This window comes from Synechococcus sp. CS-603 (genome assembly GCF_977929215.1).
In genome coordinates, this window is the sequence record NZ_OZ376778.1 from 930,169 (window position 1) to 954,930 (window position 24,762).

A 24,762-nucleotide genomic window follows, 5' to 3' on the forward strand; every position below is an offset into this window, starting at 1 on the left:
TCGATGGATACCGGCGCGAATGTCGCCGGTAGTCTCCGTAGATTCTCCCCTGCCGTAAACGCGGCCCTCAGCAGCGATGGCGACGGAATCGGTTCAGGCTCCGGCACCCAGAAGCCGGGTGCTTGGCGTTCCAGTGCATGTCTGCCCCGATGTCTTCGAGGCTGCCCTCGCCCTCCAGGACAGGGGCGGCGGTCAGATCGTCACGCTCAATGCTGAGATGACGATGGCGGCGTTGGAGACCCCGGCGCTCCGGGCCGTGATCGAGGCGGCCGAGCTCGTGATCCCCGATGGGGCCGGGGTGGTCTGGGCGCTGGCTCGGCAGGGCGATCGGGTGCGACGCAGCCCCGGCATTGAACTGGCCCACCGCCTGCTCGGCCATGCCGCTGCTGCCAACTGGCGCGTCGCCTTGGTGGGGGCCAGCCCGGCGGTGATGGCGGCCCTGGTGGAGCGGTTGCGCGCCCGCTGGCCGGGCCTGAATCTGGTCTTCACCAGCGATGGCTACCAGCAGGCGGAGGCTTGGCCGGCCCTCGAACAGGGCTTATTGGCCGCCAGGCCTGATCTGGTGCTGGCGGCCCTGGGTGTGCCTCGCCAGGAAACCTGGATCCAACGCATGCATCGGAGCCAGCCTGGTCTGTGGATGGGGGTGGGCGGAAGTTTCGATGTCTGGGCAGGTACAAAAAAAAGAGCCCCCGCCTGGATGGGAGCGCTGCAGATCGAATGGTTGTACCGGCTCTATCAGGAACCTCACCGCTGGCGGCGGATGCTGTCACTGCCCGCGTTTGCCTGGGCGGTGCTCCGCGGTGGGTGAGCGTGAAGCCTGCGGCTGATTCGAGATTCAGCGGAAGCCGACGGAGGCTTGCCAGACGAAGGCCAGCAGCAGGAAGAAGAGCGGAATGATCGGCAGGATGTCGACCAGCGGGCCGAAGGCCTGATACGCCTCAGGAAGCTGGGCCAGCGTCAACACAGCCATGCCGGTGAAAACTGCCATTCCTGGTGCTTAGAAACAAGATCAAATCGGACGCTACCACGTGTGGGCCGCCGCAGAGCCAGGCTCCCAGGGAGCGAAATCCTCTGCAAAACAACCCTCGTCAATGGCGCGGCCCATCGCCGTGGTGAAGCGGATCAGGTGGGTGAGGTTGTGCAGGCTCAGCAGGGTGCGGCCCAGCATTTCATCGCTGCGAATCAGGTGGCTGAGGTAAGCGCGGCTGTGGGTCCGGCAGGCCAGGCAGGGGCAGCTGGCATCGAGGGGTGTGTGGTCGTGGCGGAAGCGGGCATTGCGCAGGTTCCAGCGTTCCCCTCCCACCAGGGCGGTGCCGTGGCGTCCCAGTCGGGTCGGCAGGACGCAGTCGAACAGGTCGATCCCCTGGGCCACTGCGATGGCCATTTCGCGCAGGCTGCCGATGCCCATCAGGTAGCGGGGTTTGTGCTCCGGCAGCAACGGGGTGACCTGGCGAACGATTCGGTGCATCTCCTCCACCGGTTCACCGACGCTGACCCCGCCGATCGCGATGCCCGGCAGGTCCATGGCCGCCACGGCCCTGGCGGATTGTTCCCGCAACAGGGGATAGAGGCCGCCCTGGACGATGCCGAACAGGGCCTGGTCGGCGCGGGTGTGGACGGCCGCACAGCGCTCCAGCCAGTCCTGGGTGCGCCGACAGGCCACGGCCACCTCGGCTTCGCTGGCCCCATAGGCAGGGCACTGGTCAAAGGCCATCACCACATCGGCCCCCAGGGCCATCTGAATCTCCATGGAGCGCTCCGGCGTCAGCGTGATCCGAGCGCCGTCGCGGGGGGAGCGGAAGACAACGCCGTGGTCGTCGATGCGATTGAGCGCCCCCAGGCTGAACACCTGATACCCGCCCGAGTCGGTGAGCAGGGGCCCGGGCCAGCCCATGAAACGGTGCAGTCCGCCGGCTTCCGCCACCACCGCTTCGCCGGGCTGGAGGTGCAGGTGATAGGTGTTGGCCAGCACCATCTGGGCGCCGGTGGTGGCTAATTGATCGGCGCTGACCCCCTTGACGGTGGCCGCGGTGCCCACCGGCATGAAGCGTGGCGTCGTGATCACGCCGTGGGGGGTGTGAAACCTGCCGCAGCGTGCCTGGGTGTGCCGGCAGGAGGCGGTGCGCTCGTAATGAAAAGGAATGGCCGGAGTCGATCGACTGGCCCCTGCCCCAGGGGGTGACAAGGATGGGTTCGCTCAACGGTGGGTTGAACTTAAGGGGTGCCCCTCACGCCTGCCCCGCCGGTGATTCCCGCTCCGCCCGTGACGCCTCCCTCTTCCGGCCGTGCACGCGCCCCTGGATGGCTGCGGGATCTTGCTGGAGCCTGGGTCTTCTACAGCGTGCTGCCGCCCTGGCCCAGGCTGCAGCCGCGCTTCGAGCGCATCGCCCGTTTTGCGCCCTGGATCGGGCTGGTGCTGGGTGGCTTGCAGGCCCTGCTCTGGGGGGGCACCGCCCTCTGGCTGCCTGCGGAGGCCCGCGTGGCCCTGGTGCTGGCCCTGGGCTTCTGGCTCAGCGGCGGCCTTCACGTCGATGGGGTGATGGACACCGCCGATGGTCTCGCTGCCGGTGAACGCTCGCTTGAGGCGATGGACGACAGCCGGGTGGGGGCCAGTGGTGTGCTGGCCTTCACGCTGCTGCTACTGCTGCGGGCCGCCGCCCTGCTGAGCCTGGCGGCGGCCGCCTCTGCGGCAGTGGTGGCGCAGGTGTTGATCTGGTCAGCGGTCTGGGGACGGATGGCGCCGCTGCTGGCGATTGGGGCCTTCCCCTATCTGCGCCAGGACGGCACCGCTGGCTTTCATCGCCGCCACTGGCTCGGCATCGGCCGGGAGTTGCGTCCCTCGTTACTGCTGCTGGCCGCACTGGCGCTCCAGGGGGCAGGGCCGCTGGGGTGGTTCTGGCAAGGCTGGCTGGGGCTGCTTCCGGCGCTGCTGGTGCCGCTCTGGCTGGGCCGGCGGCTGGGCGGCCACAGCGGCGACAGCTATGGGGCCTGCGTTGAGTGGACCGACACCCTGGCCCTGCTGCTGATGGCCCTGGTGATCTCAGCGGGCTGGCTGATCTGAGGGCAGGCTGAGGCAGAAAGCATTCCCCTCGCCGGGCAGGTCCGCAGCAACGGCCTGGGGGGGCTGGATCAGCTGCAGTTCACCACCCAAGCTGTGGGCCAGCTGCCTGGCCAGGGCGAGGCCCACCCCCGTTCCCGAGAGCCCCTCCGACGTTGCGCCTCGGACCCCTCGCTCGAAGATCGCCTCTCGCTCGTTGAGGCCGATTGGCGGCCCCCCATCCCAGACCGTGAGGCGAAGCCTGCCTGACTGGCTGTCGTTCTGGCTAGCTGGCTGGCTGCAGTGGAGTCCAACGGCGCTGCCTTTCGGGCTGTAGCGGAAGGCATTTTCAAGCAGATTCGCCAGGATTTCAGCCACGGCTCCGCTGTCGCCGCTCCAGTCGGGACGCCACCCGGGCCCGAACCAGTCGCGGTCCTGCAAGGACGCGGTGGCCGCTGCCCGCTGCAGCAAGGGGTCCAGGCGCTCCTGCAGAGGCTGCGCTTGCCCGGAGCTCAGCGAGGGGGGCAGCAGCAGGGGGTGGGGCTCGGCGCTCACCGAGTCCAGCTCCAGGCGGCTCCCCAGGCTGTCGATGGCGTCGACGTAACGATTCAGCTGGCGTTCTTCCTCCAGCAGGCCGTCGACGAGGGAACGGTTCTCGGGATCACGTTCCAGTCGCCGTTTCAACAGTTGGCCGAAGGTGCGCAAGGCAGCCAGCGGATTGCGGAGCTGGTGCACGAGCAACCGCAAATCCCGGTCCTGGCCCTCCAGCTGACCCTGCAGGCGCTGATTGTCGAGGTCAAAGCAGCGGGCTTCGGTCAGGCAGTGCGCCACCGCCTGGAGACGGACGCTCAGGCTCGGTGGCCAGGGAAGTTGGGCTGTTTCCACCCGCAGGGCTCCCAGCAGCAGTCGGTCCTGACGCAAGGGCAGCCAACGCCGCTCGGCGCTGGGCAGTTGCAGGCTGCGGTCCTCGTCAACGGCCGGCAGAATCCGATCGTCGCGGGGCCAGTGGCCGACGGGAATCAGGCCGGGTTTGCCATCGCCCCCTGGCAAGGCGAGGTAAACCACCAGAGAGCGAAGGTCGGGACGGTCGGAGAACTGGGCCAGCTGATGGCCGAGCAAGGTCAGGAAGCGGGCGGAGATCTCCATCGGTGACTGGGCTTGACGCTGAAACCGTGAAATTTGCGCTCGGATGTTGGGATCCAGTAAAAAAGGCGTAATATTTGAGTATCGACCAATACTTCGCACTCCGGGAGCCGGATCACCAAGCGAAGCAGAGGCGGCCTTCGTTGCATCCCCTTGCAGCTGAGGTTACAGCAGAGGCAGACACGTCCCTCTGTTGTTCGATGGCCTGTTTTCAGGCCATCGCGTCACTGTTGGCCTGGTTGCAGAGAGTCCCTTATCCGGGTGATCCTCTGTTATCTCCTCCACCCGGCAGAAAGTTGTTTGGGAGTTGGCAAGCATGCTCCTTTTGAGTGTGCCGCCGCTTTGGCTCGCCCCTGGCCCGCCATTTTCCTACCCATCCTCATCCTCCTCCCCTTTGGGAGTGGTTTCATGTCAAAGAAGCGCAAGCGGATCAGCCGCCGTCGTCTTGCCGGTCAGCGCGTGCTCGCCCACATTCCCACCCATAACCTTGAAACTGGTGAACACAAGCCGGTCACGGCCGCCCGTCGGTTCATCGCCGAATCCGGCCTGCAGCCCCCGGCCTTGCTGAATGTGCGCCGCAACGAGCACACCACGGATCGTTTTTTCTGGGGTGAAAAGGGCCTGTTCAGCGCCCAATACGCTGAGGAGAATCACTTTCTGTTCCCTTCCCTGCGGCTGATCGTGGATCAGATCGGTGAAGACGCGCTCTTTGCCGGCCTTGAGCCCACCGGCTCCGACGACTGGGAAGAAATGGAAGAGTACGAATACGCCTTCGTTTGACGCCGAAGGCCTGATGCCGAAGCAGGCCCAATCATCCTCTTGCCGGTTCATCCCGGCTCCGGGGTGCTTGGGGTGGCCGATCTAAGCCTGGCTTGCTTGTTCAAGGCCACTCCTTCGCTCACGGCAATTGTTCCTTCAGGAACGTCCGCAGCATCGGAAACAGGCCGACGTCGATCGTGTGTCCACCGCTGAAGCGCAGCAGCTCGGCGCTGCCGCCCGCTTCACGCAACTGGCGCAGCACCTCTTCACTCGCTGCCACCGGCACCACCGGGTCTTGTTCGCCATGGGTGAGTAACACCCGGGCCAGCGGTGCTTGTGGGGCCCAGCCGGGGTGGGGATAGCCGCTGCAGGCGATCAGGCCGGCCAGCGGCAGGCCGCTAGCCACATCGAGGGCCATGGCCGCCCCCTGGGAAAAGCCCAGCACCACGGTGGCCTCTAGCGGAATCGACTCCGCGAGCACCAGCAGCCGCTGGCGCAGATCCATACGGGCGGGCGGCAGCCCTGGCCATTCCGGTTGCTGCAGGTCGTACCACTGCCTGCCCACCCCGTGGGGATGGGGCTCCGGAGCTCGTAAAGCCACAAGGGCCACGGCCGGCCCTCCCAGTTCTTCGCCGAGATCGAGCAGGTCGTCGGCGTCCGCGCCCCAGCCATGCAGGAGCACAAGGCGCTGTTTGGCGTCGGCGGGGCCTTGCTGCAGCTGGTCCTGGGTCATGGGGAGGGAAGCAAATGGGAGCTCTGGGTAGGTTGTGGCGATTCAGTTCGGCGATCGCCATGCCACCCACGGCCCTCCTGAGTGTGTCGGATAAGGAAGGGGTCGTGGCCCTGGCTGAAGCGCTCCACCGCAGCCACGGCTACCAGCTCCTCTCCAGCGGTGGCACCGCTTCGGTGCTGGCGGCGGCTGGCCTGCCGGTGACGCGGGTGGCCGATCACACCGGATCCGCTGAGATCCTCGGTGGGCGCGTCAAAACCCTGCACCCCCGCATCCATGGCGGCATCCTGGCCAGACGCGATGACCCGGGTCATCAGGCCGACCTGCAGGCCCAGGCCATTCCCTTGATCGACCTGGTGGTCGTGAACCTCTATCCGTTTGTGGCCACGGTGGCCGATCCGGCCGTGGACTGGGAGCAGGCGATCGAAACCATCGACATCGGCGGCCCGGCGATGCTGCGGGCCGCGGCCAAGAACCATGTCGATGTGGCCGTTCTCACCCGCCCCGAGCAGTACGGACCGTTTCTCGCCGCCCTGGCGGAGGGGCGGCTTGATCAGGCTTTCCGCCGCCAGCTGGCCCTCGAGGCCTTCCGGCACACCGCCGCCTATGACGCGGCCATCAGTGGCTGGCTCGAATCCCAGCTGGCCAGCGCGGCCGCTCCGCCCCTGCAGCTCCAGTTGCCGGCCCGGCAAACCCTGCGCTACGGCGAAAATCCCCACCAGAGCGCCGTCTGGTACAGCGCCCCGGACGCTGGCTGGGGCGCCGCCCGCCAGCTGCAGGGCAAGGAGCTCAGCACCAACAACTTGCTCGACCTCGACGCTGCCCTGGCCACCGTGCGTGAGTTCGGCTACGGCGTGCCGTTGCCTCAGGGAGGCCAGCCGGCGGCGGTGGTGGTGAAGCACACCAACCCCTGCGGTGTGGCGATCGGCGCTGACGGCATCGAGGCCCTCAGCCGGGCCCTCGATGCCGACAGGGTCTCGGCCTTCGGCGGCATCGTGGCCGTCAACAGTCCGGTGGAGCTGGAGGCCGCCCGCCTGCTCAGCGGCCTGTTTCTCGAATGCGTGGTGGCCCCGTCTTACAGCGCCGAAGCCCTGGCGCTGCTGGCGAGCAAGGCCAATCTGCGGCTGCTGGAACTGAGCGCCACCCTGATTCAGCGGGCCTCCCGCCGCCAGCTGCGCAGCGTGCTCGGTGGGGTGCTGGAGCAGGAGCTCGACGACCAATCCGCCTCCGAGGACAGCTGGCAGGTGGTCAGCCGCCGGGCGCCGAGCAGCGCCGAACGCGACGACCTGCGCTTTGCCTGGCGCCTGGTGCGCCATGTGCGCTCCAATGCGATCGCCGTGGCTCGGGGCGGGATCAGCCTGGGGATCGGTGCCGGCCAGATGAACCGGGTGGGCTCCGCCCGGCTGGCCCTGGAAGCGGCCGGTGAGCAGGCAAGGGGCGCCGTGCTCTCCAGTGATGGCTTCTTCCCCTTCGCTGATACCGCGCAGCTGGCGGCCAGCCATGGGATCACCGCGCTGATTCAGCCGGGAGGAAGCAAGCGCGACGGCGAATCGATCGCGGCCTGTGACGACCACGATCTGGCCATGATCGTCACAGGCCGCCGCCATTTCCTGCATTAAGCGGCGCAGGGGTGCGTGCCAGTTGTAACTTCGCTAGCAACGCCCCACCTCTCCATGCCAGACGCCATCGCCTTCAACCTCAACTTCCTCCATCCCTTGTTGATGTGGTCGTTGCTGGCCCTCTCGGGCTATGCCCTTTTCCTGGGCATCAAGGCGAAGAAAACCCGCACGGCCGAGCTTGAACAACGCAAGGAACTGATCAAAGGCAAGTACGCCCAGCGCCACTACGTGATCGGCAGTCTGGTGCTGGCGGTGATGGTGCTGGGCAGTTTTGGTGGCATGGCCGTCACTTACTTGAACAACGGCAAGCTGTTCGTTGGCCCCCACCTGCTGGCAGGCCTCTCGATGGTGGGCCTGATCGCCGTGGCCGCCTCCCTCTCCCCCTGGATGCAGCGCGGCAATCTGATCGCCCGTAAGGTCCACGTGGGCCTGAATATGACGGTGATGAGCCTGTTCCTCTGGCAGGCCGTCAGCGGGGTTCAGATCGTCAACAAGATCTGGGTCAATCGCTGACATTCATCAGCCGGATCAAGACTCAGCAGGATCAAGCCCTGCCTGGTGGCCACAAGCCACAACAGGCTGTCCGCGATGGCCGGCTCCGCGTTCAGAAGTGAGCCCGGCGCCTTGGCGGGCAGCTGAGGTTGTGGTTGGCGTGAAAATCTTCCTGAACCTTCCAGGTGAGTTTGCGGGAGACCTGACGCACGATCTGGCGAAGCAAATGGTCTCCACTTGACTGCACCAGGCCATCTGGGAGCAGACCGATCACGGCAGGCAGGCGAATCCAGACACTCAGGTCGAGTTCCCAGCACACCTGGGTGCCAGGCCCGTGCTCAAGCTCCAGCCGCTCAAGCTGCAACGTGGCCTTGAAATCCACGTCGTAGATCTCCTGGAGTGAGGGATCGCCATCGGCCAACGGGACGGTGACGATGCGGTAAATCCCTTCGCTCTGGGGCAGCAACTCCAGGGCGATCGTGGGTTCGACCTCAAAGCCGAAATTCCCGAAACGACCCAGGGTCAGGGCATAGCCGTTCTGGCCGATCGACAGCACCTTCATCGGGGCGGCGCAGCGGCGGAACCAGCCGTCGTGGTGGTCGAGGTAGTTGGCAACCAGCGGTGCCTCCGAGCGCATTTCCATCAGGTCGGCGAACTGGCTGCTGTAGCAGCGCACGCGCGGATCGGACCCGTCTCGTAGCCGGGCACTGGCCACGGTGGCGGATGGAATGCGGGGATGGGCGATGGACAAAAGACTCCGATTTCCCCCCTTGCCCGGCCAGGAGAGCAGATCAATGAGGGCAATCCCAATCTAGGTGTCAAAAGCCAGCCGAGTTGGCGCCGCTGTGACAGCGATCAGTTGTCGCACAGGTCCATCAGATGGCGGATGACGTCTTCAACCACCCGGTCGGGGGTGGAGGCCCCAGAGGTGATGCCCACCCGCAGCGGGCCGGCGGGCAGGAATGGGGTGACCGATTCAAGATCGCCGCCCAGGGGCATGTGCTCAATCTGGTTGCCAGGACCGATCCGCTCCGGCGTATCGATGTGAAAGGAGCGGATGCCCCGGCTGATCGCAATCTCCTGGAGGTGGGTGGTGTTCGAGGAGTTGTAACCGCCGATCACCACCATCAGATCAAGCGGTTCGTCCACCAGGGAGAACATGGCGTCCTGACGTTCCTGGGTGGCGTCGCAGATCGTATTGAAGGCGAGGAAGTGCTCGTTCAGTGCGACCGGGCCATGGCGTTGCAGCATGGTGCGCTCGAACATCCGGCCGATTTCCTCCGTTTCGCTCTTGAGCATGGTGGTCTGATTGGCCACGCCAACCCTGGAGAGGTCTCGGTCGGGGTCGAAACCGGGCGAGCAGGCTTTGGCAAAATGCTCGATGAACGCTTGGCGATTGCCCTTGCCGAGGATGTAGTCGCAGACCATCTGGGCTTCGGTCAGGCCGAGAACCACCAGATAGGTTCCGGCGAAGGAACTGGTGGCCAGGGTTTCCTCGTGCTTCACCTTGCCGTGGATGATCGAGGTGAAGGCATGTTTCTTGTGCTTCTCCACCGTGTTCCACACCTTCGACACCCAGGGACAGGTGGTGTCGACGATGTGACAGCCCCGCTCGTTGAGGAGTTGCATCTCCTGCACCGTGGCGCCGAAGGCCGGCAGGATCACCACATCACCGACGCCCACCTCTGAAAAATCCTTGACCCCATCTTCGACCTGGATGAACATCACGTTCATCTCGCGCAGATGGTCGTTCACCGAGGGGTTGTGGATGATCTCGTTGGTGATCCAGATCCGTTCGGTGGGGAAGTGACGTCGGGTTTCGTAGGCCATGGCCACGGCCCGCTCCACACCCCAGCAAAAGCCGAAGGCTTCGGCCAGTCGAATCGTGAGCCGGCCATGGCGCAGTTCGTAGCCGTTTTCACGGATGGTGGCGATCAGTTCGCTCTGATAGGCCTCCTCCAGGTTTCCGGACACCTCTTCAGCCCGACCGAAGCCGCGGCGGTTGTAGCGCTCGGAATGGTGCAGCGAGCGTTTGAAGGCGCGGGTGTCCATGGCAACGCCGTCTCAATGTCCGCTGACTCTATGGGCCAAGCCCAGCGGTTGGCGCAAAAAAAACCCACGGCCGAAGCCGTGGGTGCAAGAAGCCAAACAGGGGTGGATCCGATCAGCCCACAGAGGAGACGAAATCGGGATAAGCCTCCATGCCGTGCTCGCTGATGTCGAGGCCCTCGGTTTCTTCCGATTCGCTCACCCGGATACCTCCGGAGACCGCCGAAAGCACCGACCAGAGGATCCAGGAGGTGACAACGGCGAAGATGCCGTAGGCCAGAACTCCAACGATCTGATAGCCAAACTGGCCAAAGCCATGGCCGTAGAGCAGGCCTTTGTCCTTGTTGAACAGGCCAACAGCCAGGGTTCCCCACATGCCACAGGTGCCGTGAACGGAGAAGGCACCCACGGGATCATCGATACTCAGCGAATCGAGCATCGCCACGGAGAAGACCACCAGGCCACCACCGATGAAGCCGGCGATCCAGGCACCGGCCATGGAGAAACCATCGCAACCGGCCGTGACGCTCACCAGACCGGCAAGGATGCCGTTGATGGTCATCGTCAGGTCAGGTTTGCCGCCGCGAATCTGGGACACCAGGGTTCCGGAGATGGCACCACCGGCTGCACCGAGGGTGGTGGTGACGGCCACGTAGGGGACGGTCTGATCCATCGCCAACACCGAACCCGGGTTGAAGCCGTACCAGCCGATCCAGAGGATCAGGCAACCCAGCGTGGCAATGGCCATGCTGTGTCCAGGCAGGGCCTGGGTTTTGCCATTGACGAACTTGCCGATGCGGGGGCCGAGAATGATCGCGCCGACCAAGCCGGCCCAGGCACCAAAGGAGTGAACAATCGAGGAGCCGGCAAAGTCAATGAAGCCCATCTCACTCAGCCAGCCACCATTCCACTGCCACGATCCGGCGATGGGATAGAGCAGACCGACCAGAACCAACGAGAACACCACAAAGGCGCTGAACTTGATGCGCTCGGCAACAAGGCCAGAAACGATCGTGGCGGCGGTGGCGGCGAAGGCAACCTGGAAGAAGAAATCAACAGTCGGAACCAGGGAACCGTCTGTGACCATCTCCGGGGTTACCGCAGGATCAAAGAAGATGCCTTTGAAGAACAGCCAGCCGCCGATAACGGCGTTGCCATACATGATTGAGTAGCCAACGAACCAATAGGCCGTTGCGGCAAGCGCAAAGACAATCAGATTCTTGAGAAGGATGTTGACAGCATTCTTCTGCCGGCACATCCCGGCTTCGACCATGGCGAAGCCCGCATTCATGAAAATGACGAGGATCGCTGCAACGAAGATGAACAGGTTGTTGATCAGGAAGACTGGTGTCAGCTCCGGTAATTCAGCGGCATGGGCCGAAAGATTGAAGACTCCAAGCCCGAAGAGGGCGAGGGGCACACAGGCCAGCCAGGTCAGGGTGCCCTGATCTTTCAGGCCCTTGATGCGGCCAAACAGCAGGGAAGGAGCCTCAAGCAGGCTGGTGTCCTTCGGCCGCCGTGGCTTGGGCCGGCGAGGAGCATGGAGAGCGACTGTCATGGAGCGATTGATCGCAGAGGACGGCATGTGGACATTGCAACGCCTGAAAAAGCGTTCCATCGTGGCTAAAAGTGCTCGCAAGTGTCCCTTTCTCAGGTCGCATCCGCTACAGAAGCTCTGAAAACTTCGTTCAGGTTGGAATCTTGGGACCTCTCGGCAGCACCGGCGCTACCCCCAGCCAGGTCACGGCCGTGGCCTCGAAGCGGTAGCGGCAAGGCAGCACCTCCACCCCTTGGGCCAGGGCCTCGCGGAACAGCTCCCCATAGCGGGGATCGGCGGAATCCCCGGGGGCGAATCGGCTCACATCCCAGCGGCTCAGGCATGGAACCAGCACAGCCCGCGCCGTTGGGATCAGGGCGGCCAGTTCGATCAGGTGCTTCTGGCCCCTCTCAGTGACGGTGTCGGGGAACAGGGCCAGATCCCCCTGGCTCCAGGTGGTGTTCTTCACTTCCAGGTAGATCGGCCGGGGGTCAGCCGCCGCCGCAGGCGGGCTCAGCAGCAGGTCGATGCGACTGCGACGGTTGGCGCCATAGGGAACCTCGGCCCTGATCGTCTCGATCGGGCCCAGCCAGGGCTCCAGGCAGCCTGCCTCGATCGTGCCCCGCACCAGTCGGTTCGGCAGGGCCGTGTTCACCCCCACCCAACCGCTCTGGCCATCGGCGCCCACCACCTGGGCCTGCTCCCAGGTCCAGTCGAGTTTGCGTTCCGGCCGCGGGTCGTGCCGCAGCCGCACCAGGCTGCCGGGCTTGAGTACCCCGGTCATCGGCCCGGTGTTGGGGCAGTGACAGGTCACCACCTGCCCGCCTGCCAGCTCCACATCGGCCAGAAAACGTTTGTACCGCTTCAGCAACACCCCTTCGACCAGGTTCTGGGGCCAGAGGATCTGGGTGGGCATGCTGCAAGGCCGGCAGACCATGCTGCACCGCCAGAGGGGAGAATCAGCCGGCGATGCGGCTTCGGCAGCGACTGGATGGCGAAAACCCTGAGGCGGATCGCCCTGATCGTGGCCATGGCCACCGCCTTGAGCAAGGTGGCCGGCCTGGTGCGACAGCAGGTGATCGCCGCCGCCTTCGGGGTCGGGGCCGCCTACGACGCCTACAACTACGCCTACGTGCTGCCGGGGTTTCTGTTGATCCTGCTGGGGGGGATCAACGGTCCGTTCCACAGCGCCATGGTGAGCGTGCTGGCGCGCCGTCCCCGCCAGGAAGGGGCCCACGTGCTAGCTGCGATCAACACCCTGGTGGGGGTCGGATTGCTCGGAGTCACGATCCTGCTGGTGGTCGCGGCCGATCCGTTAATCACCCTGGTGGGGCCGGGGCTCGGGGCTGATCGCCATGCCATTGCCGTTCTGCAGTTGCGCTGGATGGCACCGATGGCCCTGTTCGCGGGGTTGATCGGTCTTGGCTTCGGCGCCCTCAACGCGGCCGATGTCTTCTGGCTGCCCTCCGTCAGCCCGCTGGTCTCCAGCCTGGCGATGATCGCTGGAATCGGCCTGCTCTGGTGGCAACAGGGCGCCGCCATCAGCCTGCCCGCCACGGCGCTGCTCGGCGGGGTCGTCCTGGCCGGCACCACCACGCTCGGAGCCTTGCTGCAGTGGTTGATCCAGCTGCCGGCGCTCGCCAAGCAGGGCCTGCATCGCTTCCGGTTCGTCTGGGACTGGCACCATCCCGGCGTTCGTGAGGTGCTGCAGGTGATGGGCCCGGCCACACTCTCCTCGGGAATGCTGCAGATCAATGTGTTCACCGATCTGTTCTTCGCCTCCGGCATCGTTGGAGCCGCCGCCGGCCTCGGCTACGCCAATCTGCTGGTGCAGACCCCGCTGGGCCTGCTCTCGAACGTGCTGCTGGTGCCCCTGCTGCCGGTGTTCGCCCGGCTCACGGCTCCCGCCGATCGGCCGGCACTGGTGGGCCGCATCCGCCAGGGCCTGATGCTTTCCAACGCCAGCATGTTGCCGCTCGGCGCCTTGATGGTGGGCCTGGCCGGCCCGATCGTCGCCCTCGTCTACGAGCGGGGGGCCTTCGACAGCCAGGCCGCCGCCCTGGTCGGTGGTCTGCTGATGGCCTACGGACTGGGGATGCCGGCCTATCTGGGGCGCGATGTGCTGGTGCGGGTGTTCTATGCCCTGGGTGATGGCGTGACGCCGTTTCGCTTTTCGATGGCCGGGATCGGTTTCAACGTGATCTTCGACTGGGTTCTCGTCGGCGGCCCGACGCCCTGGGGGCTGCAGCTGAGCGCCCTGAATTTTGGAGCTCCCGGTCTGGTGTTGGCCACCGTGGCCGTCAACCTGATCACCTGCGTCGCCCTGCTGCTGGCCCTGCGCAAGCGTCTCGGCGAGCTCCCCCTGCGCCGCTGGGCCAGCGACACGGCCCTGCTGATGGGAGCGGCGCTTGTGGCCGGTCTGGCCGCCTGGATCTTGTCGAACGGTGTGCGCTGGCCGGCCGGGCTGCCTGGCCTGCTGCTGCAGGGTGGCCTCAGCGCCGGCCTCGGCATGGGACTGTATGGCCTGCTGGCCACCGCCGCCGGGGTGCCGGAAGCCCAGCAGCTCAGCCAACAGATCCGGCAACGGCTCAGCCGTCGTTCTTGAGCCGCACCTGCCGTTCTTCGCGCACGTGAACAGGGATCTCCAGGTGGTTGCGGCCCAGCATCACCGGACCATCAAGGGAATAGATCTTCGCCTCGATGCCGAATTCCCGAAAAGCTGTCTCCAATTCCTGGATCAGGGCCTTCTCGACCTGGGCTTCGGCATCGACCACCTTGCCGATCAGCCGCCCGCCCAGCTTGCCCATGCGCTGGCTCACCACCTCACGGGCATTGGTGACCTCGATGACCAGCATCCAGCGCCTGCGGGAGGGGCAACACTATGCGCCAGTTGGTGCGCCTGTTGGTCCCCCTGCACAACCGCTTAGGAGCAGAAGGATTCGAGGATGTCTTCGAGATCCCGCAGTTGGCCCGCCGGAATCAACCGGGCCAACGGCACGCGGCCGGGCCCTCCGCCGATCGGCACCTGAAGGGCTTCGAGGGCCTGGCGTGCGCAGATCCCAGCGCCCTGATCGATCCGGGCGGCGCACTCGATCGCCAGCGGATCGGCCAGTCCGGCGTCCCCCAGGTAGAGGTGCCAGCCAGCGATCTGGATGTAGAGGCGGTCGGCCAGAGCCAGCGAGAGCTCTTGGAATTGGCTTGTCGTCAAACTCAAGGTTGCAGTTGCGATCCTTTCCTCAGGATGGAGCCACTGGTGCCGACTTCGCATGTAGTCGCAACACGATGAGAAGATGCATCAGCAGAGCAGCGGCCCAGGCCAGCGTCAGCAAGCCCAGGTGCTGGAAGGGATGGCGCAGCCCCTGCAGGAACCAGAGGCCGCTGTTGAAGGCGGCGAACACCCCGCCATGGACGCAGAGGTTGACGACCCGCTCGAAGTGGCGATAGGTGGGATCGGCGGGGTCGGCGGGCCCGTACCAGCGGATTGGCATGGAGGAAAGGAGCAAGGCCCCCAGACGCTGGATCCATTCTCTCCTTCTGTCGAAACGTCAGGGCAGTTGACGGATGGCACCCCCGTGCGGTGAGAATGTCGGTTCAAGCGCTTGTAGCTCAGCGGATTAGAGCATCTGACTACGGATCAGAGGGTCGGGAGTTCGAATCTCTCCAGGCGCGCTTTCAACCGTCCCCAGGGGCGGTTTTTTATTGATCAGCCACGGTTTGTTCGTCCACGGCCACGGTTGTTCGTCGTTGCTTGCGTTCGTCGCTTCTTACGATGAGCCACTAGCGCCTTGACTTGCAGCGATGACGGATTTCACCGGTGCCGCCCTGAACCAGTCCCTCGCGGCCGGCGATCCCGCCATCGCGGCCCTGATCGCCAAGGAGGGCGAGCGGCAGCAGCACCATCTCGAATTGATCGCCAGCGAGAACTTCACCTCGCGGGCGGTGATGGAGGCCCAGGGATCGGTGCTCACCAACAAGTACGCCGAAGGCTTGCCCCACAAGCGCTACTACGGCGGCTGTGAGCACGTTGACGCGATCGAGGAGCTGGCGATCGCCCGGGCCCGCCAGCTGTTCGGGGCCGCCTGGGCCAACGTGCAGCCCCACAGCGGCGCCCAGGCCAATTTCGCCGTTTTTCTGGCCCTGCTCCAGCCCGGTGACACGATCCTGGGGATGGATCTTTCGCACGGGGGCCATCTCACCCATGGCTCGCCGGTGAATGTGTCAGGCAAGTGGTTCAAGGCGGTCCACTACGGCGTTTCGCCCGACACCGAGCATTTGGATTTTGCCGTGATCCGTCAGCTGGCCCTGGAGCACCGCCCCAAGCTGATCATCTGTGGCTACTCGGCCTACCCGCGCACGATTGATTTCGCGGCCTTCCGCGCCATCGCCGACGAGGTCGGCGCCTACCTTCTGGCGGACATGGCCCACATCGCCGGCCTGGTCGCCGCTGGGGTGCACCCCAGCCCCATTCCCCATTGCCATGTGGTCACGACCACCACCCACAAGACCCTGCGTGGGCCCCGCGGCGGCTTGATCCTCACCAACGACGCCGACTTCGGCCGCCAGTTCGACAAAGCGGTGTTTCCCGGCAGCCAAGGGGGGCCGCTGGAGCATGTGGTGGCCGCCAAGGCGGTGGCCTTCGGAGAGGCGCTCCAGCCAGGCTTCCGGGCCTACAGCCAGCAGGTGGTGGCCAACGCCCAGGCCCTGGCTGAGCGGCTGATCGAGCGCGGCCTGCGGGTCGTCTCCGGTGGCACCGATAACCACCTGGTTCTGATCGATCTGCGTTCGGTCGGCCTGACCGGCAAGGTGGCTGATCTGCTGATGAGCGATGTGAACATCACCGCCAATAAAAACACCGTTCCCTTTGACCCTGAATCCCCGTTCGTGACCAGTGGCCTGCGCATTGGTAGCGCCGCCCTGACGACACGAGGTTTCGATACCGAAGCCTTCGAGGAGGTGGCCGAGGTGATTGCTGATCGCCTGCAGAAGCCCGCCGATGCCGTCGTCGAGCTGCGTTGCCGCGAGCGGGTCAAGGCCTTGTGTGACCGTTCCCCCCTCTATGGGCCGTCCAAGGTCGCCCAGATGGTCTGACCCCCATCCCTAAGCTGTCGCTCACAAGCTGATCGGTTATGACCAGCCCGGCCGATCTGTTCGGCAGTCCGCTCAAAGTGGCTGTCGTCACGTTCGGCATTGCCGCCGTGCTCACGGCCCTGATCGTTCCGCTGGTCCGGCGTCTGGGCCTGCGCTATGGCCTGATTGACACCCCCGATCCGCGCAAGCAGCACGCCGTCCCGATGGTTCGGCTCGGTGGTGTCGGCATGGTGGCCGGCTTTTCCCTGGCCCTGGCGATCACTTGGTTTCTCGGTGGCTTCGGCAGCCTGGCGCCGGCCAAGGATGAACTGATCTGGACGACCCTGGCCGGAGCTCTCTGCTTCTTTGTGATCGGCCTTGCCGACGACCTCTTCGCCCTGCCTCCCCTGCCCAGGCTGGCCGGTCAGGTGGCGGTGGCGATGGTGGTCTGGAGCGAAGGGGTGCGCATCGGCGGGATTGATCTTCCCCTCGGTCTGGTCGGCTTGCCAGGGTCGGCCCTGGTGCTGCCCGATGGGCTTAGCCTGCTGGCCACGGTGATCTGGCTGGTGGGCATCACCAATGCGATCAATTGGATCGATGGCCTCGATGGCCTGGCCGCCGGTGTGGGTGGCATCGCCGCGATCGGCTTGCTGTCGGTGAGTTTCAGCCTGCAGCAGAGCGCCGCTGGCCTGCTGGCTGCCGCCCTGGCCGGGGCTTGTTTCGGCTTCCTGCGTCACAACTTCAACCCCGCCCGCATCTTCATGGGCGATGGCGGCTCCTATTTCCTCGGGTTTGCCCTGGCGGCTATCAGCATCGTGGGCCCCGCCAAGGGGCTCACCACCGTCAGCCTGCTGTTCCCCCTGCTGATTCTTTCGCTGCCGCTGGCGGACATGTCGGCGGTGATCATGGGCCGGCTGAGTGAGGGCCACTCGCCCTTCTACCCCGACCGCCGCCATCTTCACCACCGGCTGCTGCGGGCCGGCTTCAGCCATCGCCGCACCGTTGTGCTGATTTATGCCTTCACCCAGTGGCTGGCGGCCCTGGCTCTGGTTGTGGCCGATGTGGAGATGCGCTTTCTCTGGCTGGCGATCGCCACGGCGGTGCTGATCGGGGCCTTGGTGCGCTCCCGCCAGAAACGCCTGGTGGCGGGCGTTTCCGAACGTCCATGCTCCGGTGATGCCGATGGCTGACCCCAGCTGTTCCGCTGAGTCTCCAGAAACCAGCAGTGCAGCGATCAGCAGTGCCGCGAAAGGAGCCCTTGCTGCCGAGATTCTCTGCATCGGCACCGAGCTGTTGCTCGGCACCATTCTCAACGGCAACGCCCGCTGGTTGGCCGAGGAACTGGCGGCCCAGGGCCTCCCCCACTACCGCCAGACCGTGGTGGGCGACAACCGGGAGCGGCTGATCCAGGTGGTGCGCGAGTGCGCCCAGCGCTGCAGCCTGCTGGTGTGTACCGGCGGCCTTGGCCCCACCCCCGACGACCTCACCACCGAGGCGCTGGCCGCGGCCTTCGGCGCACCGTTGCAGGAGCGGCCCGAGATCTGGGCTGACATCAGCGCCAAACTCGCGGGCCGCGGTCGCCCGGTGGCGACCAGCAATCGCAAGCAGGCGCTGTTGCCCGTCGGCGCCCAGGTGTTGCCCAATCCCACCGGTACGGCGCCGGGAATGATCTGGAGCCCCCGACCGGGCTTCACCGTGCTCACCTTCCCGGGGGTCCCCGCCGAGATGCGGGCGATGTGGAATGGCACCGCTGTGGACTGGCTGAGCGGGCAGGGCTTCGGCGGTGGGGTGTTCCAGAGCCGCCTGCTGCGCTTCTGGGGCATCGGCGAATCCAGCCTGGCCGAGCAGGTGGACGATCTGCTGGCCCTGGAGAACCCCACCGTGGCCCCCTATGCAGGTGCCGGTGAGGTGAAGCTGCGACTCACTGCCCGGGCTGACACGGCCGCGGCAGCCCGGGGCCTGCTGGTGCCGGTGGAGGCGGAGTTGCGCGAGCGCACCGGCCTGCTCTGTTTCGGCGCCGATGACGACAGCCTGGCCTCGGTGGTGCTGGAGTTACTGCGTCAACGGGGGCAGACGCTCGCTGTTGCCGAATCGTGCACCGGTGGGGGCCTCGGTGCTGCCCTGGCCGGGGTGGCAGGGGCCTCCGATGTTTTTCTTGGCGGCGTGATTTCTTACAGCAACCGCATCAAGCAGGAGCTGATGGAGGTGCCGGCGGGAACCCTGGCGGCATATGGAGCTGTGAGCGACCCAGTGGCGCTGGCGATGGCCGAAGGGGTCCGTCGCCGGCTGGGCAGTGACTGGGCCATGGCGGTGACCGGCATTGCCGGCCCTGGCGGCGGAAGTGCCGACAAGCCCGTCGGGCAGGTTCACTTCGCCGTGGCGGGCCCCGATGGCAGCGAGGCGGCTTCTGTTCGCTTCGGTGCCCGGCGCGGCCGTGCCTGGATCCAGACCCTCAGCGTTGGCGAAGCCCTCAATCAACTGCGCCTGCGCTTGGGCCGATCAAGCCGCTGATTCCCCCGTCTCGGCAGCCCAGGTGATGTGCGGGTCTCCTGCTGCGAGAGCCGGCCGGCCGTTTCGCGCCCACCCTTCGGTTTTAGGCTGCTGGGATCGGCGGAGGTCACGGTGAGTTCCGGAACGCTGTACGACAAGGTTTGGGATCTGCACCGCGTGGCTGAGCTGCCCGGCGGCGCCACCCAGCTGTTCATCGGTCTGCACCTGATCCACGAGGTGACCAGTCCCCAGGCCTTCGTGGCCCTGCGGGAGCTGGGCCTGGGAGTGCGCCACCCGGAGAGGACGGTGGCCACCGTGGATCACATCGTGCCGACTACCTCCCAGGCGCGGCCCTTCGCTGATCCCCTGGCCGAAACAATGCTGGCCACCTTGGAGAGCCACTGCGAGGAGCACGGCATCCGCCTTCACGGCATCGGCAGCGGCCGTCAGGGGATTGTGCACGTGATTGCACCGGAGCTGGGTCTCACCCAGCCAGGCATGACCGTGGCCTGTGGCGATTCCCATACCTCCACCCACGGGGCCTTCGGAGCAATCGCCTTCGGCATCGGCACCAGCCAGGTGCGTGATGTGCTGGCGGCCCAGAGCCTTTCGATCGACAAACTCAAGGTGCGTCGCATCTGGGTGGAAGGCCGGCTGCCTTTTGGTGTGTACGCCAAGGACTTGATCCTCCACATGATCCGCCAGCTCGGGGTCAAAGGTGGCGTGGGCTATGCCTATGAATTTGCTGGTCCGGCCATCGAAGCCCTCTCGATGGAGGAACGCATGACCCTCTGCAACATGGCGATTGAGGGTGGCGCCCGTTGCGGCTACGTCAATCCCGATGCCACCACCTTCGCCTACCTGCACGGCAGGCCGATGGCTCCGAGCCGGGCGAACTGGGAGCGGGCGGTGGCTTGGTGGCAAAGCCTGGCCAGCGGGCCTGAGGCCCACTTCGACGACGAGGTGCGTTTCGATGCCTCGGCCCTGGCGCCCACGGTCACCTGGGGGATCACCCCCGGCCAGGGGATCGGCATCGATGAGGCCGTGCCGACCCCCGAGCAGCTCGAACCCAACGAGCGCCCCCTGGCCGAGCAGGCTTACCTCTACATGGACCTCACCCCGGGGGCTGCGATCGCCGGTCTACCTGTGGATGTCTGCTTCATCGGCAGTTGCACCAACGGTCGGCTCAGTGATCTGCGCGCCGCTGCGGCCGTGGCCCGGGGGCGAACGGTGGCCAGCGGAATCAAGGCTTTTGTGGTGCCTGGCTCTGAGCAGGTGGCCCGCGCCGCTGAAGCCGAAGGGCTCGATCAGGTCTTCCGCGCCGCCGGGTTTGAGTGGCGCGAACCGGGCTGCTCGATGTGTCTGGCCATGAATCCGGACCGCCTCGAAGGCCGCCAGATCAGCGCCAGCTCCAGCAACCGCAACTTCAAGGGTCGCCAGGGCTCGGCCGTTGGCCGCACCCTGTTGATGAGCCCGGCGATGGTGGCGGCCGCGGCCGTTCGTGGTCACGTCACCGATGTGCGCGAGCTGCTGCTGGCGCCGCCACACCCCGAGCCAGCCCAACCGGAGCCAGCGCTTTCCTGAGTCAGTTTGTTGCCCGCACCCTGCCATCAATGACCACTTCCACTTCTCCCACCAGCTCGCGGCCCAGCTCACCCCCGCGTTCGCACGCCGCCTTCCCCTCCGGTCCGATCCGCTCGGTTCAGGGGCAGGCGGCGGTGATCAGTGGCGATGACATCGACACCGACCGCATCATTCCGGCTCGTTTCCTCAAGTGCATCAGCTTCGAGGGCCTGGGGGAACAGGCCTTTGCCGACGACCGTCTTGAGCTGGCCGGGGCCCATTCCCTTGATCGGCCTGAGCGCCGGGATGCCCGGATCCTGTTTGTGAACCGAAATTTCGGCTGCGGCTCGAGCCGGGAACATGCCCCCCAATCGCTGATGCGCTGGGGGATCCGGGCGGTGGTGGGCGAGAGCTTTGCTGAGATCTTCTTTGGCAACTGCCTGGCGCTGGGGATTCCCTGCCTGCAGGTCAGCCATGACAGCCTCGTCGACCTTCAGGACCTCTCCACCGCCGACCCCGCCCTCGACTTCCAGCTCGACCTGGTCACAGCTGTCTTGAAGGCTGCCGATCGGCACTGGCCGCTGGAGATGGCGCCCGGGCCGCGCCATCTGTTGCTCAGCGGTCAATGGGATGCCACCAGCCAGCTTGTGGCCCACGATCAGGAGCTGCGCGCTACGGCGGCGCGACTGCCTTATTTGGTCAATTTCGCCCCTAGCTGACGCGTGCTCAGAACCAGCGGCCGCGGGGCTGACCGGGAACAACCGGGCGGAAGGGCACAAAGGGTACGCCGGTGCCGTTGAAGCCGAAATCGTTCAGCCTGACCCGCACGCCGCCGATTCCCTCAAAGGGGCTATAGAACACGCTTAAGGCATAGGCGCGCCGTTGCCAGCGCAGCTCCACGAACGAGCCGGTCAGCTCGCCATAGTTTGGAGACGATGGATCCACATTCAGGCCGATCCCCCCGTTGAACAGCAACGGTCCGGCCAGTTGCTGGGTCAGGCCGACCCCCACGGTGCCCAGGTCAACGGCCTGATCGAAGCCAAATGGGCTGAGCCCATCACGCACGGCGATGCCGCCGGTGAGCGTGATCTGGGTGAAGTCGAAATAGGGTTTGCTGAAGTTCCCCAGGGTGAGGGTGGGCCCGCCGGAGAACGACAGGACGTTCTGATTGGTGCCGTCGCCGAAGTAGGCCAGATCGGCAGAGAGATTGGTGTTGAAGGTCAGGCCCGGCACGATCGGCACGGGCGAATAGCGCAGGGCGCCATCCGGGGTCAGGGGTAAGGTTTGGCCTCGCCAGATGTTGAGGGAGCTGTTGATGGCGCCGAAGGCATTGGCGCGCCAGAGCTGGGCGAAATTATCCGATTCATTGCCGTTGATGAATTCGTTGCTCTGGTAGTTGCCGACGCCGAGCCGCCAGAAATAGCTGTTCCTCAGCCGTCCCAGATTCGGCAAGACCCCCTGCTGTTCCAGGGAGCCTCCAAAGGCGGAATAGACATCCTGTTCACCGAGGGAGCCGTTCCAGATCCGAAAGCGATAGGCGGCAAACAGGCGTGCCACCGTGTCACCCAGCAGCGGTAGCTTCAACGGCCGGCTCATTTCTCCCCAGCTGCGGGTGCCGTTGGCGATGTTCTCCGGGTTGAAGCTGGAGAGATCGAGGTTGAACTCGGCGTCGAAGCCCAGTAGGGGCAGGTTGAGCTGGGCCTCCAGGCCGAACAGATCCCCCAATTGCGCGTCCTGCTCGACAGACGAGGACCCCGCCGAAGTTCCTGGCAGCGGGTAGCTGTTTGTTGTGCCCTGGACGGCACGCTCCAGCAGGAACTGGGGTTCCAGTTGCAGAGTTCCGGTCGATCCGATCCCGATTGGTCTGAGGCGGCGGCCGACGAAAAAGCCGTCGCGGTCCTCCTCGTCGAAACCGAACACCCAGCGGTTTTCCACCTCCTGTTCCTGCTGGATGCGGGTGCTGCTCGCCACGGGGACCGACAGACGATCCTCAAAAATCAGGCGGTTGCGGTTGGCGCGGATCACCGTGTCGCCGTTCTCCTCTTGGACGGCCACCACGTTCTCGGCGTCCATCCACACCTGGGCTGGGGTGAAGGGATCGTTGCTAAAGCTGACCCGGTTGGCGCGCCAGTCGGTGTTGGTCATCTGGATGCGCGGCGACTGAAAGCGCAGCCGCGTCAGGGTGCCCTGGACCAGACCCTGCTGCCTGTTGCTGCGCAGACGGCGCACCTGGGGGGGAGTGGCAGGACCGAAATTGCTGTTCTGCTCGCCCTCGGTCAGGTCGGTTCCGCCGGGTACGGAAAACTGACGGTTCAGCACCAGTCCCTCCCGGGCCTGAACGTTGCTGATGCGCTGCTCGATCGTGGCGATCGCCTCGTCCCGCTCACGTTCTTGCTGACGCAGGTTGAGGAAGGAGGGCTTCTTCGGAGCTGGTAGCGGCCCCTGGGTTGTTTCAGGGGCTTGGGACCTGGGTTCAGCCCCAGCTTCTGGAAAAAGCTTGGGCGCTCCTCCGCCCATCGCCGCTTGCTCTAGGGCCTCGGGCAGCGAGCGCGGCCGCTCCGGGGGCTCCTCCGGGCGATTCGGGCAGCCTTTGGCGGGCGGCATTGACGCTGCCGCCTGCAGGGCGGCTTTCGGGGTGGCATCTTCGCCAAAGCGGTAGCGCAGCCCCAGAAGATAGGCATTGCTGCCTTCCTTGACGCCGTTGAAGGTCCCGAAGGCACCCGAGCGATGGTGGATGCGCCCCACCACCGACCATTGCGGGGAGAAGGATCCCTCCACCTCGAAACCCAGGTAATTGAGAATCCGGGACGATCGTTCGCGGAAGGTGTCCTCAAAGTTGCTGAGGCTGGTGGTGACGCTCACGCCCTGGACAACGCCCACATTCAGCCAGGGCTGCAGCCAGGCCCGCAGGCCGATGCCTGCTGTGAACTCGCCGAAGCTCTGGGCGGCGGTCCGCTGCCCTGAGGCGTCGTTGGTGAAGCGGCTGGTGAAGCCGCTGCCTCTCTGGGCGGCGGCCCAGTGGCCGAGGGCCGTGAAATCCAGTTCAAGGGCAAACGGTCCTGCCTTGATCAGCCGCCGCTGCAGGCCTGCGCCGAGCAGCAGCTCCTCCCTGAGCTGGCCCTTGAACTTGAAGGTGTCACCGAAATTGGCGTCGAACAATTGCCCGCCCCAGAGGGTGGCCGCCCAGGGATGGGGGTGCCAATCCGGGACCGGCGGCAAAATGGTCGGGCAGGCGATCGGCTCAGGGTCCGGCAGGGGTGTGGAGACCGGCAGCTCTGGATTGAGATCCACCTCGCTGGTGCTGAGATCCAGGACCCCATAGACGTCCTCCATCTCGCCGGTCGCCTCGATCAGGCTGAAGCGCAGGCGGCTGGCCTGGAAGTACTGGTTGCCGCGCCGGAAGCGCACACTGCCGCTGGCATAAACCGTGCGGTTCGTGGTGTCGTACTCGAGGCGTTCCGCCATCAGCCGGCCACCGGCCAACACAGCTTTGACATTCCCCGTCGCGACAAAGCGCTGGATCAGCTGGTCAAAGCCCTGCTGATCGGCTGTGATCTCAAGCACCTTGGCCAGCGACTCCGGCGTGTCCACTGGTTCTGCCAGCTCGGGGCCCATTGCCGCAGGATCGGCCGATGGGCTGCCTGGCTGGTTAGCCAGCGGGCTGCTTAGGAGTGGGTTCGGCGGCTTCTGGCTGGGAGGTGCTTGCCAGGATCCACTCGGGTCAGCGCTGGTGGCAGGGTCGCCTGTTTTTGGATCCCTGAGTTCCGGATCGGTGCTCTTTTTTGGATCGCCGACCTCTCGATCGCCAACTTCTGCCTGAGCAGCTGGCGTTCCAGCGGGCAGCTGGCTGGCTGGGGTGCGTACTTCCAGGGCAGAGTCTGCATCCAGAGCAGAGCCCGCCTCCTTAATGCCAGGCAGAGGGTCAACCTGCGCGTGAGCTGTGGACCCCAACAAGCCAGCCGCACCGACCAACCCGATCGTCCAGTGGATGGGGTTGACCAGAGTCACCGCAGATTCTGAACAACGGCTGATCTTGCCACGTCAAGGAAAGGCTGAGCCGATCAATGGACCAGCTGGAGAGTGGCTAGCTAAAGAGTGGCTAGGGAGGGGGTGGCTAGCTAGTGAGTGACCAGCTGGAGTGGCTCAATCCTCAAGATCCTTGCGGCTTGGGGTGCGGGTCGGATCGCTGGCCAGGAAGCCGAACACAAAAATGCCGATGAAGAAGAAAACGACCGAATAAACGGAAATCTTGAGAGCGAGCATGGTCCGTCTGGCG

The 24,762-nt window shown here is 65.4% G+C and carries 24 protein-coding genes and 1 tRNA gene; 12 read left to right on the forward strand and 13 right to left on the reverse strand.

What is annotated here, in order from left to right:
- Positions 1 to 76: 76 nt before the first annotated feature.
- Positions 77 to 808 (forward strand): WecB/TagA/CpsF family glycosyltransferase, encoded by a 732-nt coding sequence (locus ACXMDM_RS04780; RefSeq protein WP_259723390.1) that lies wholly within the window; start codon positions 77 to 79, stop codon positions 806 to 808.
- Positions 809 to 835: 27 nt separating this feature from the next.
- Here the strand turns inward: ACXMDM_RS04780 and ACXMDM_RS04785 are convergent, their stop codons facing one another.
- Positions 836 to 970 carry a photosystem II reaction center protein K gene (locus tag ACXMDM_RS04785; RefSeq protein WP_370454099.1) on the reverse strand — a complete coding sequence of 45 codons (135 nt, stop codon included), beginning with the start codon at positions 968 to 970 and terminating at the stop codon, positions 836 to 838.
- A 51-nt stretch (positions 971 to 1,021) separates the two neighbouring features.
- Positions 1,022 to 2,143 (reverse strand): tRNA guanosine(34) transglycosylase Tgt, encoded by a 1,122-nt coding sequence (gene tgt / locus ACXMDM_RS04790; protein ID WP_259723433.1) that lies wholly within the window; start codon positions 2,141 to 2,143, stop codon positions 1,022 to 1,024.
- 120 nt (positions 2,144 to 2,263) lie between these two features.
- Here tgt and ACXMDM_RS04795 point away from each other — a divergent pair, with 120 nt between their 5' ends.
- Complete coding sequence (locus ACXMDM_RS04795) at positions 2,264 to 3,061, forward strand: adenosylcobinamide-GDP ribazoletransferase (RefSeq protein WP_259723434.1); 798 nt, start codon at positions 2,264 to 2,266, stop codon at positions 3,059 to 3,061.
- Here ACXMDM_RS04795 and ACXMDM_RS04800 read toward each other — a convergent pair.
- Complete coding sequence (locus ACXMDM_RS04800) at positions 3,041 to 4,183, reverse strand: sensor histidine kinase (RefSeq protein WP_259723391.1); 1,143 nt, start codon at positions 4,181 to 4,183, stop codon at positions 3,041 to 3,043. The genes ACXMDM_RS04795 and ACXMDM_RS04800 overlap by 21 nt on opposite strands.
- A gap of 405 nt (positions 4,184 to 4,588) precedes the next feature.
- Between ACXMDM_RS04800 and ACXMDM_RS04805 the strand changes: the two genes are divergently transcribed.
- Complete coding sequence (locus ACXMDM_RS04805; protein WP_071800812.1) at positions 4,589 to 4,960, forward strand: DUF3155 domain-containing protein; 372 nt, start codon at positions 4,589 to 4,591, stop codon at positions 4,958 to 4,960.
- Between the two features lie 118 nt (positions 4,961 to 5,078).
- Here ACXMDM_RS04805 and ACXMDM_RS04810 read toward each other — a convergent pair whose 3' ends face one another.
- Positions 5,079 to 5,672, reverse strand: coding sequence for an alpha/beta hydrolase (locus tag ACXMDM_RS04810; RefSeq protein WP_259723392.1), 594 nt, complete (start codon positions 5,670 to 5,672; stop codon positions 5,079 to 5,081).
- Positions 5,673 to 5,731: 59 nt separating this feature from the next.
- Here ACXMDM_RS04810 and purH point away from each other — a divergent pair, with 59 nt between their 5' ends.
- Both purH and ACXMDM_RS04820 read left to right on the forward strand, forming a co-directional pair.
- Positions 5,732 to 7,288: a bifunctional phosphoribosylaminoimidazolecarboxamide formyltransferase/IMP cyclohydrolase gene (gene purH / locus ACXMDM_RS04815; protein ID WP_071802103.1), complete on the forward strand. Its 1,557-nt coding sequence runs from the start codon at positions 5,732 to 5,734 to the stop codon at positions 7,286 to 7,288.
- 54 nt (positions 7,289 to 7,342) lie between these two features.
- The gene (locus ACXMDM_RS04820; protein ID WP_071800814.1) at positions 7,343 to 7,801 is read left to right on the forward strand and encodes a DUF4079 domain-containing protein; all 459 of its coding nucleotides are present in this window, start codon (positions 7,343 to 7,345) and stop codon (positions 7,799 to 7,801) included.
- Between the two features lie 91 nt (positions 7,802 to 7,892).
- On the opposite strand, the gene ACXMDM_RS04825 is transcribed toward ACXMDM_RS04820, so the two are convergent.
- From ACXMDM_RS04825 to sfsA, 4 genes are all read right to left on the reverse strand, one after another.
- A complete protein-coding gene (locus tag ACXMDM_RS04825) occupies positions 7,893 to 8,495 on the reverse strand; it encodes a DUF1997 domain-containing protein (RefSeq protein ID WP_259723393.1) in 603 nt (200 codons plus the stop codon).
- 140 nt (positions 8,496 to 8,635) lie between these two features.
- Positions 8,636 to 9,832, reverse strand: coding sequence for a 4-hydroxy-3-methylbut-2-enyl diphosphate reductase (locus tag ACXMDM_RS04830; RefSeq protein WP_071800815.1), 1,197 nt, complete (start codon positions 9,830 to 9,832; stop codon positions 8,636 to 8,638).
- A 112-nt stretch (positions 9,833 to 9,944) separates the two neighbouring features.
- The gene (locus tag ACXMDM_RS04835) at positions 9,945 to 11,387 is read right to left on the reverse strand and encodes an ammonium transporter (RefSeq protein ID WP_259723394.1); all 1,443 of its coding nucleotides are present in this window, start codon (positions 11,385 to 11,387) and stop codon (positions 9,945 to 9,947) included.
- 130 nt (positions 11,388 to 11,517) lie between these two features.
- Entirely contained in the window at positions 11,518 to 12,282 is a 765-nt protein-coding gene (gene sfsA / locus ACXMDM_RS04840) for a DNA/RNA nuclease SfsA (RefSeq protein ID WP_259723395.1), read from the reverse strand.
- 75 nt (positions 12,283 to 12,357) lie between these two features.
- On the opposite strand from sfsA, the gene murJ reads away from it, so the two are divergent.
- Positions 12,358 to 13,971 (forward strand): murein biosynthesis integral membrane protein MurJ, encoded by a 1,614-nt coding sequence (gene murJ, locus ACXMDM_RS04845; RefSeq protein ID WP_259723396.1) that lies wholly within the window; start codon positions 12,358 to 12,360, stop codon positions 13,969 to 13,971.
- Here the strand turns inward: murJ and ACXMDM_RS04850 are convergent.
- From ACXMDM_RS04850 to ACXMDM_RS04860, 3 genes are all read right to left on the reverse strand, one after another.
- Positions 13,955 to 14,221, reverse strand: coding sequence for a cytochrome-c oxidase (locus ACXMDM_RS04850; RefSeq protein WP_071800819.1), 267 nt, complete (start codon positions 14,219 to 14,221; stop codon positions 13,955 to 13,957). The two genes, murJ and ACXMDM_RS04850, sit on opposite strands and share 17 nt — an antisense overlap.
- A gap of 68 nt (positions 14,222 to 14,289) precedes the next feature.
- Positions 14,290 to 14,580, reverse strand: coding sequence for a DUF3181 family protein (locus ACXMDM_RS04855; protein ID WP_259723397.1), 291 nt, complete (start codon positions 14,578 to 14,580; stop codon positions 14,290 to 14,292).
- A 22-nt stretch (positions 14,581 to 14,602) separates the two neighbouring features.
- On the reverse strand, positions 14,603 to 14,854 hold the full coding sequence (locus ACXMDM_RS04860) for a hypothetical protein (protein WP_259723398.1): 252 nt from the start codon (positions 14,852 to 14,854) through the stop codon (positions 14,603 to 14,605).
- A 107-nt stretch (positions 14,855 to 14,961) separates the two neighbouring features.
- On the opposite strand from ACXMDM_RS04860, the gene ACXMDM_RS04865 reads away from it, so the two are divergent.
- From ACXMDM_RS04865 to ACXMDM_RS04890, 6 genes are all read left to right on the forward strand, one after another.
- Positions 14,962 to 15,035: transfer RNA gene (locus ACXMDM_RS04865), tRNA-Arg, on the forward strand.
- Positions 15,036 to 15,164: 129 nt separating this feature from the next.
- Complete coding sequence (gene glyA, locus ACXMDM_RS04870) at positions 15,165 to 16,454, forward strand: serine hydroxymethyltransferase (protein WP_071800822.1); 1,290 nt, start codon at positions 15,165 to 15,167, stop codon at positions 16,452 to 16,454.
- 38 nt (positions 16,455 to 16,492) lie between these two features.
- Positions 16,493 to 17,623: a glycosyltransferase family 4 protein gene (locus ACXMDM_RS04875; RefSeq protein ID WP_071800823.1), complete on the forward strand. Its 1,131-nt coding sequence runs from the start codon at positions 16,493 to 16,495 to the stop codon at positions 17,621 to 17,623.
- On the forward strand, positions 17,616 to 18,944 hold the full coding sequence (locus ACXMDM_RS04880) for a competence/damage-inducible protein A (protein ID WP_083544642.1): 1,329 nt from the start codon (positions 17,616 to 17,618) through the stop codon (positions 18,942 to 18,944). Before ACXMDM_RS04875 ends, ACXMDM_RS04880 begins: the two co-directional genes overlap by 8 nt.
- Before the next feature lie 111 nt (positions 18,945 to 19,055).
- Positions 19,056 to 20,507, forward strand: coding sequence for a 3-isopropylmalate dehydratase large subunit (leuC, locus tag ACXMDM_RS04885; protein WP_259723399.1), 1,452 nt, complete (start codon positions 19,056 to 19,058; stop codon positions 20,505 to 20,507).
- A gap of 29 nt (positions 20,508 to 20,536) precedes the next feature.
- The gene (locus tag ACXMDM_RS04890; protein ID WP_071800824.1) at positions 20,537 to 21,205 is read left to right on the forward strand and encodes a 3-isopropylmalate dehydratase small subunit; all 669 of its coding nucleotides are present in this window, start codon (positions 20,537 to 20,539) and stop codon (positions 21,203 to 21,205) included.
- A 7-nt stretch (positions 21,206 to 21,212) separates the two neighbouring features.
- On the opposite strand, the gene ACXMDM_RS04895 is transcribed toward ACXMDM_RS04890, so the two are convergent.
- Both ACXMDM_RS04895 and ACXMDM_RS04900 read right to left on the reverse strand, forming a co-directional pair.
- A complete protein-coding gene (locus ACXMDM_RS04895) occupies positions 21,213 to 24,101 on the reverse strand; it encodes a DUF3769 domain-containing protein (protein ID WP_071800825.1) in 2,889 nt (962 codons plus the stop codon).
- Between the two features lie 528 nt (positions 24,102 to 24,629).
- The gene (locus tag ACXMDM_RS04900) at positions 24,630 to 24,749 is read right to left on the reverse strand and encodes a photosystem II reaction center protein I (RefSeq protein WP_071800827.1); all 120 of its coding nucleotides are present in this window, start codon (positions 24,747 to 24,749) and stop codon (positions 24,630 to 24,632) included.
- Positions 24,750 to 24,762: the final 13 nt, after the last annotated feature.

Bases quoted from the DNA above. Each gene is read 5' to 3' on its own strand.
- ACXMDM_RS04890 (WP_071800824.1), top strand. From the start codon at position 20,537: ATGACCACTTCCACTTCTCCCACCAGCTCGCGGCCCAGCTCACCCCCG.
- ACXMDM_RS04850 (WP_071800819.1), bottom strand. From the start codon at position 14,221: ATGCTGGTCATCGAGGTCACCAATGCCCGTGAGGTGGTGAGCCAGCGC.
- murJ (WP_259723396.1), top strand. From the start codon at position 12,358: ATGGCGAAAACCCTGAGGCGGATCGCCCTGATCGTGGCCATGGCCACC.
- ACXMDM_RS04880 (WP_083544642.1), top strand. From the start codon at position 17,616: ATGGCTGACCCCAGCTGTTCCGCTGAGTCTCCAGAAACCAGCAGTGCA.
- ACXMDM_RS04820 (WP_071800814.1), top strand. From the start codon at position 7,343: ATGCCAGACGCCATCGCCTTCAACCTCAACTTCCTCCATCCCTTGTTG.
- ACXMDM_RS04875 (WP_071800823.1), top strand. From the start codon at position 16,493: ATGACCAGCCCGGCCGATCTGTTCGGCAGTCCGCTCAAAGTGGCTGTC.
- ACXMDM_RS04900 (WP_071800827.1), bottom strand. From the start codon at position 24,749: ATGCTCGCTCTCAAGATTTCCGTTTATTCGGTCGTTTTCTTCTTCATC.
- ACXMDM_RS04895 (WP_071800825.1), bottom strand. From the start codon at position 24,101: ATGGGCCCCGAGCTGGCAGAACCAGTGGACACGCCGGAGTCGCTGGCC.
- ACXMDM_RS04800 (WP_259723391.1), bottom strand. From the start codon at position 4,183: ATGGAGATCTCCGCCCGCTTCCTGACCTTGCTCGGCCATCAGCTGGCC.
- purH (WP_071802103.1), top strand. From the start codon at position 5,732: ATGCCACCCACGGCCCTCCTGAGTGTGTCGGATAAGGAAGGGGTCGTG.
- sfsA (WP_259723395.1), bottom strand. From the start codon at position 12,282: ATGCCCACCCAGATCCTCTGGCCCCAGAACCTGGTCGAAGGGGTGTTG.
- ACXMDM_RS04810 (WP_259723392.1), bottom strand. From the start codon at position 5,672: ATGACCCAGGACCAGCTGCAGCAAGGCCCCGCCGACGCCAAACAGCGC.
- ACXMDM_RS04780 (WP_259723390.1), top strand. From the start codon at position 77: ATGGCGACGGAATCGGTTCAGGCTCCGGCACCCAGAAGCCGGGTGCTT.
- ACXMDM_RS04860 (WP_259723398.1), bottom strand. From the start codon at position 14,854: ATGCCAATCCGCTGGTACGGGCCCGCCGACCCCGCCGATCCCACCTAT.
- ACXMDM_RS04830 (WP_071800815.1), bottom strand. From the start codon at position 9,832: ATGGACACCCGCGCCTTCAAACGCTCGCTGCACCATTCCGAGCGCTAC.
- glyA (WP_071800822.1), top strand. From the start codon at position 15,165: ATGACGGATTTCACCGGTGCCGCCCTGAACCAGTCCCTCGCGGCCGGC.
- ACXMDM_RS04785 (WP_370454099.1), bottom strand. From the start codon at position 970: ATGGCTGTGTTGACGCTGGCCCAGCTTCCTGAGGCGTATCAGGCCTTC.
- ACXMDM_RS04805 (WP_071800812.1), top strand. From the start codon at position 4,589: ATGTCAAAGAAGCGCAAGCGGATCAGCCGCCGTCGTCTTGCCGGTCAG.
- ACXMDM_RS04835 (WP_259723394.1), bottom strand. From the start codon at position 11,387: ATGACAGTCGCTCTCCATGCTCCTCGCCGGCCCAAGCCACGGCGGCCG.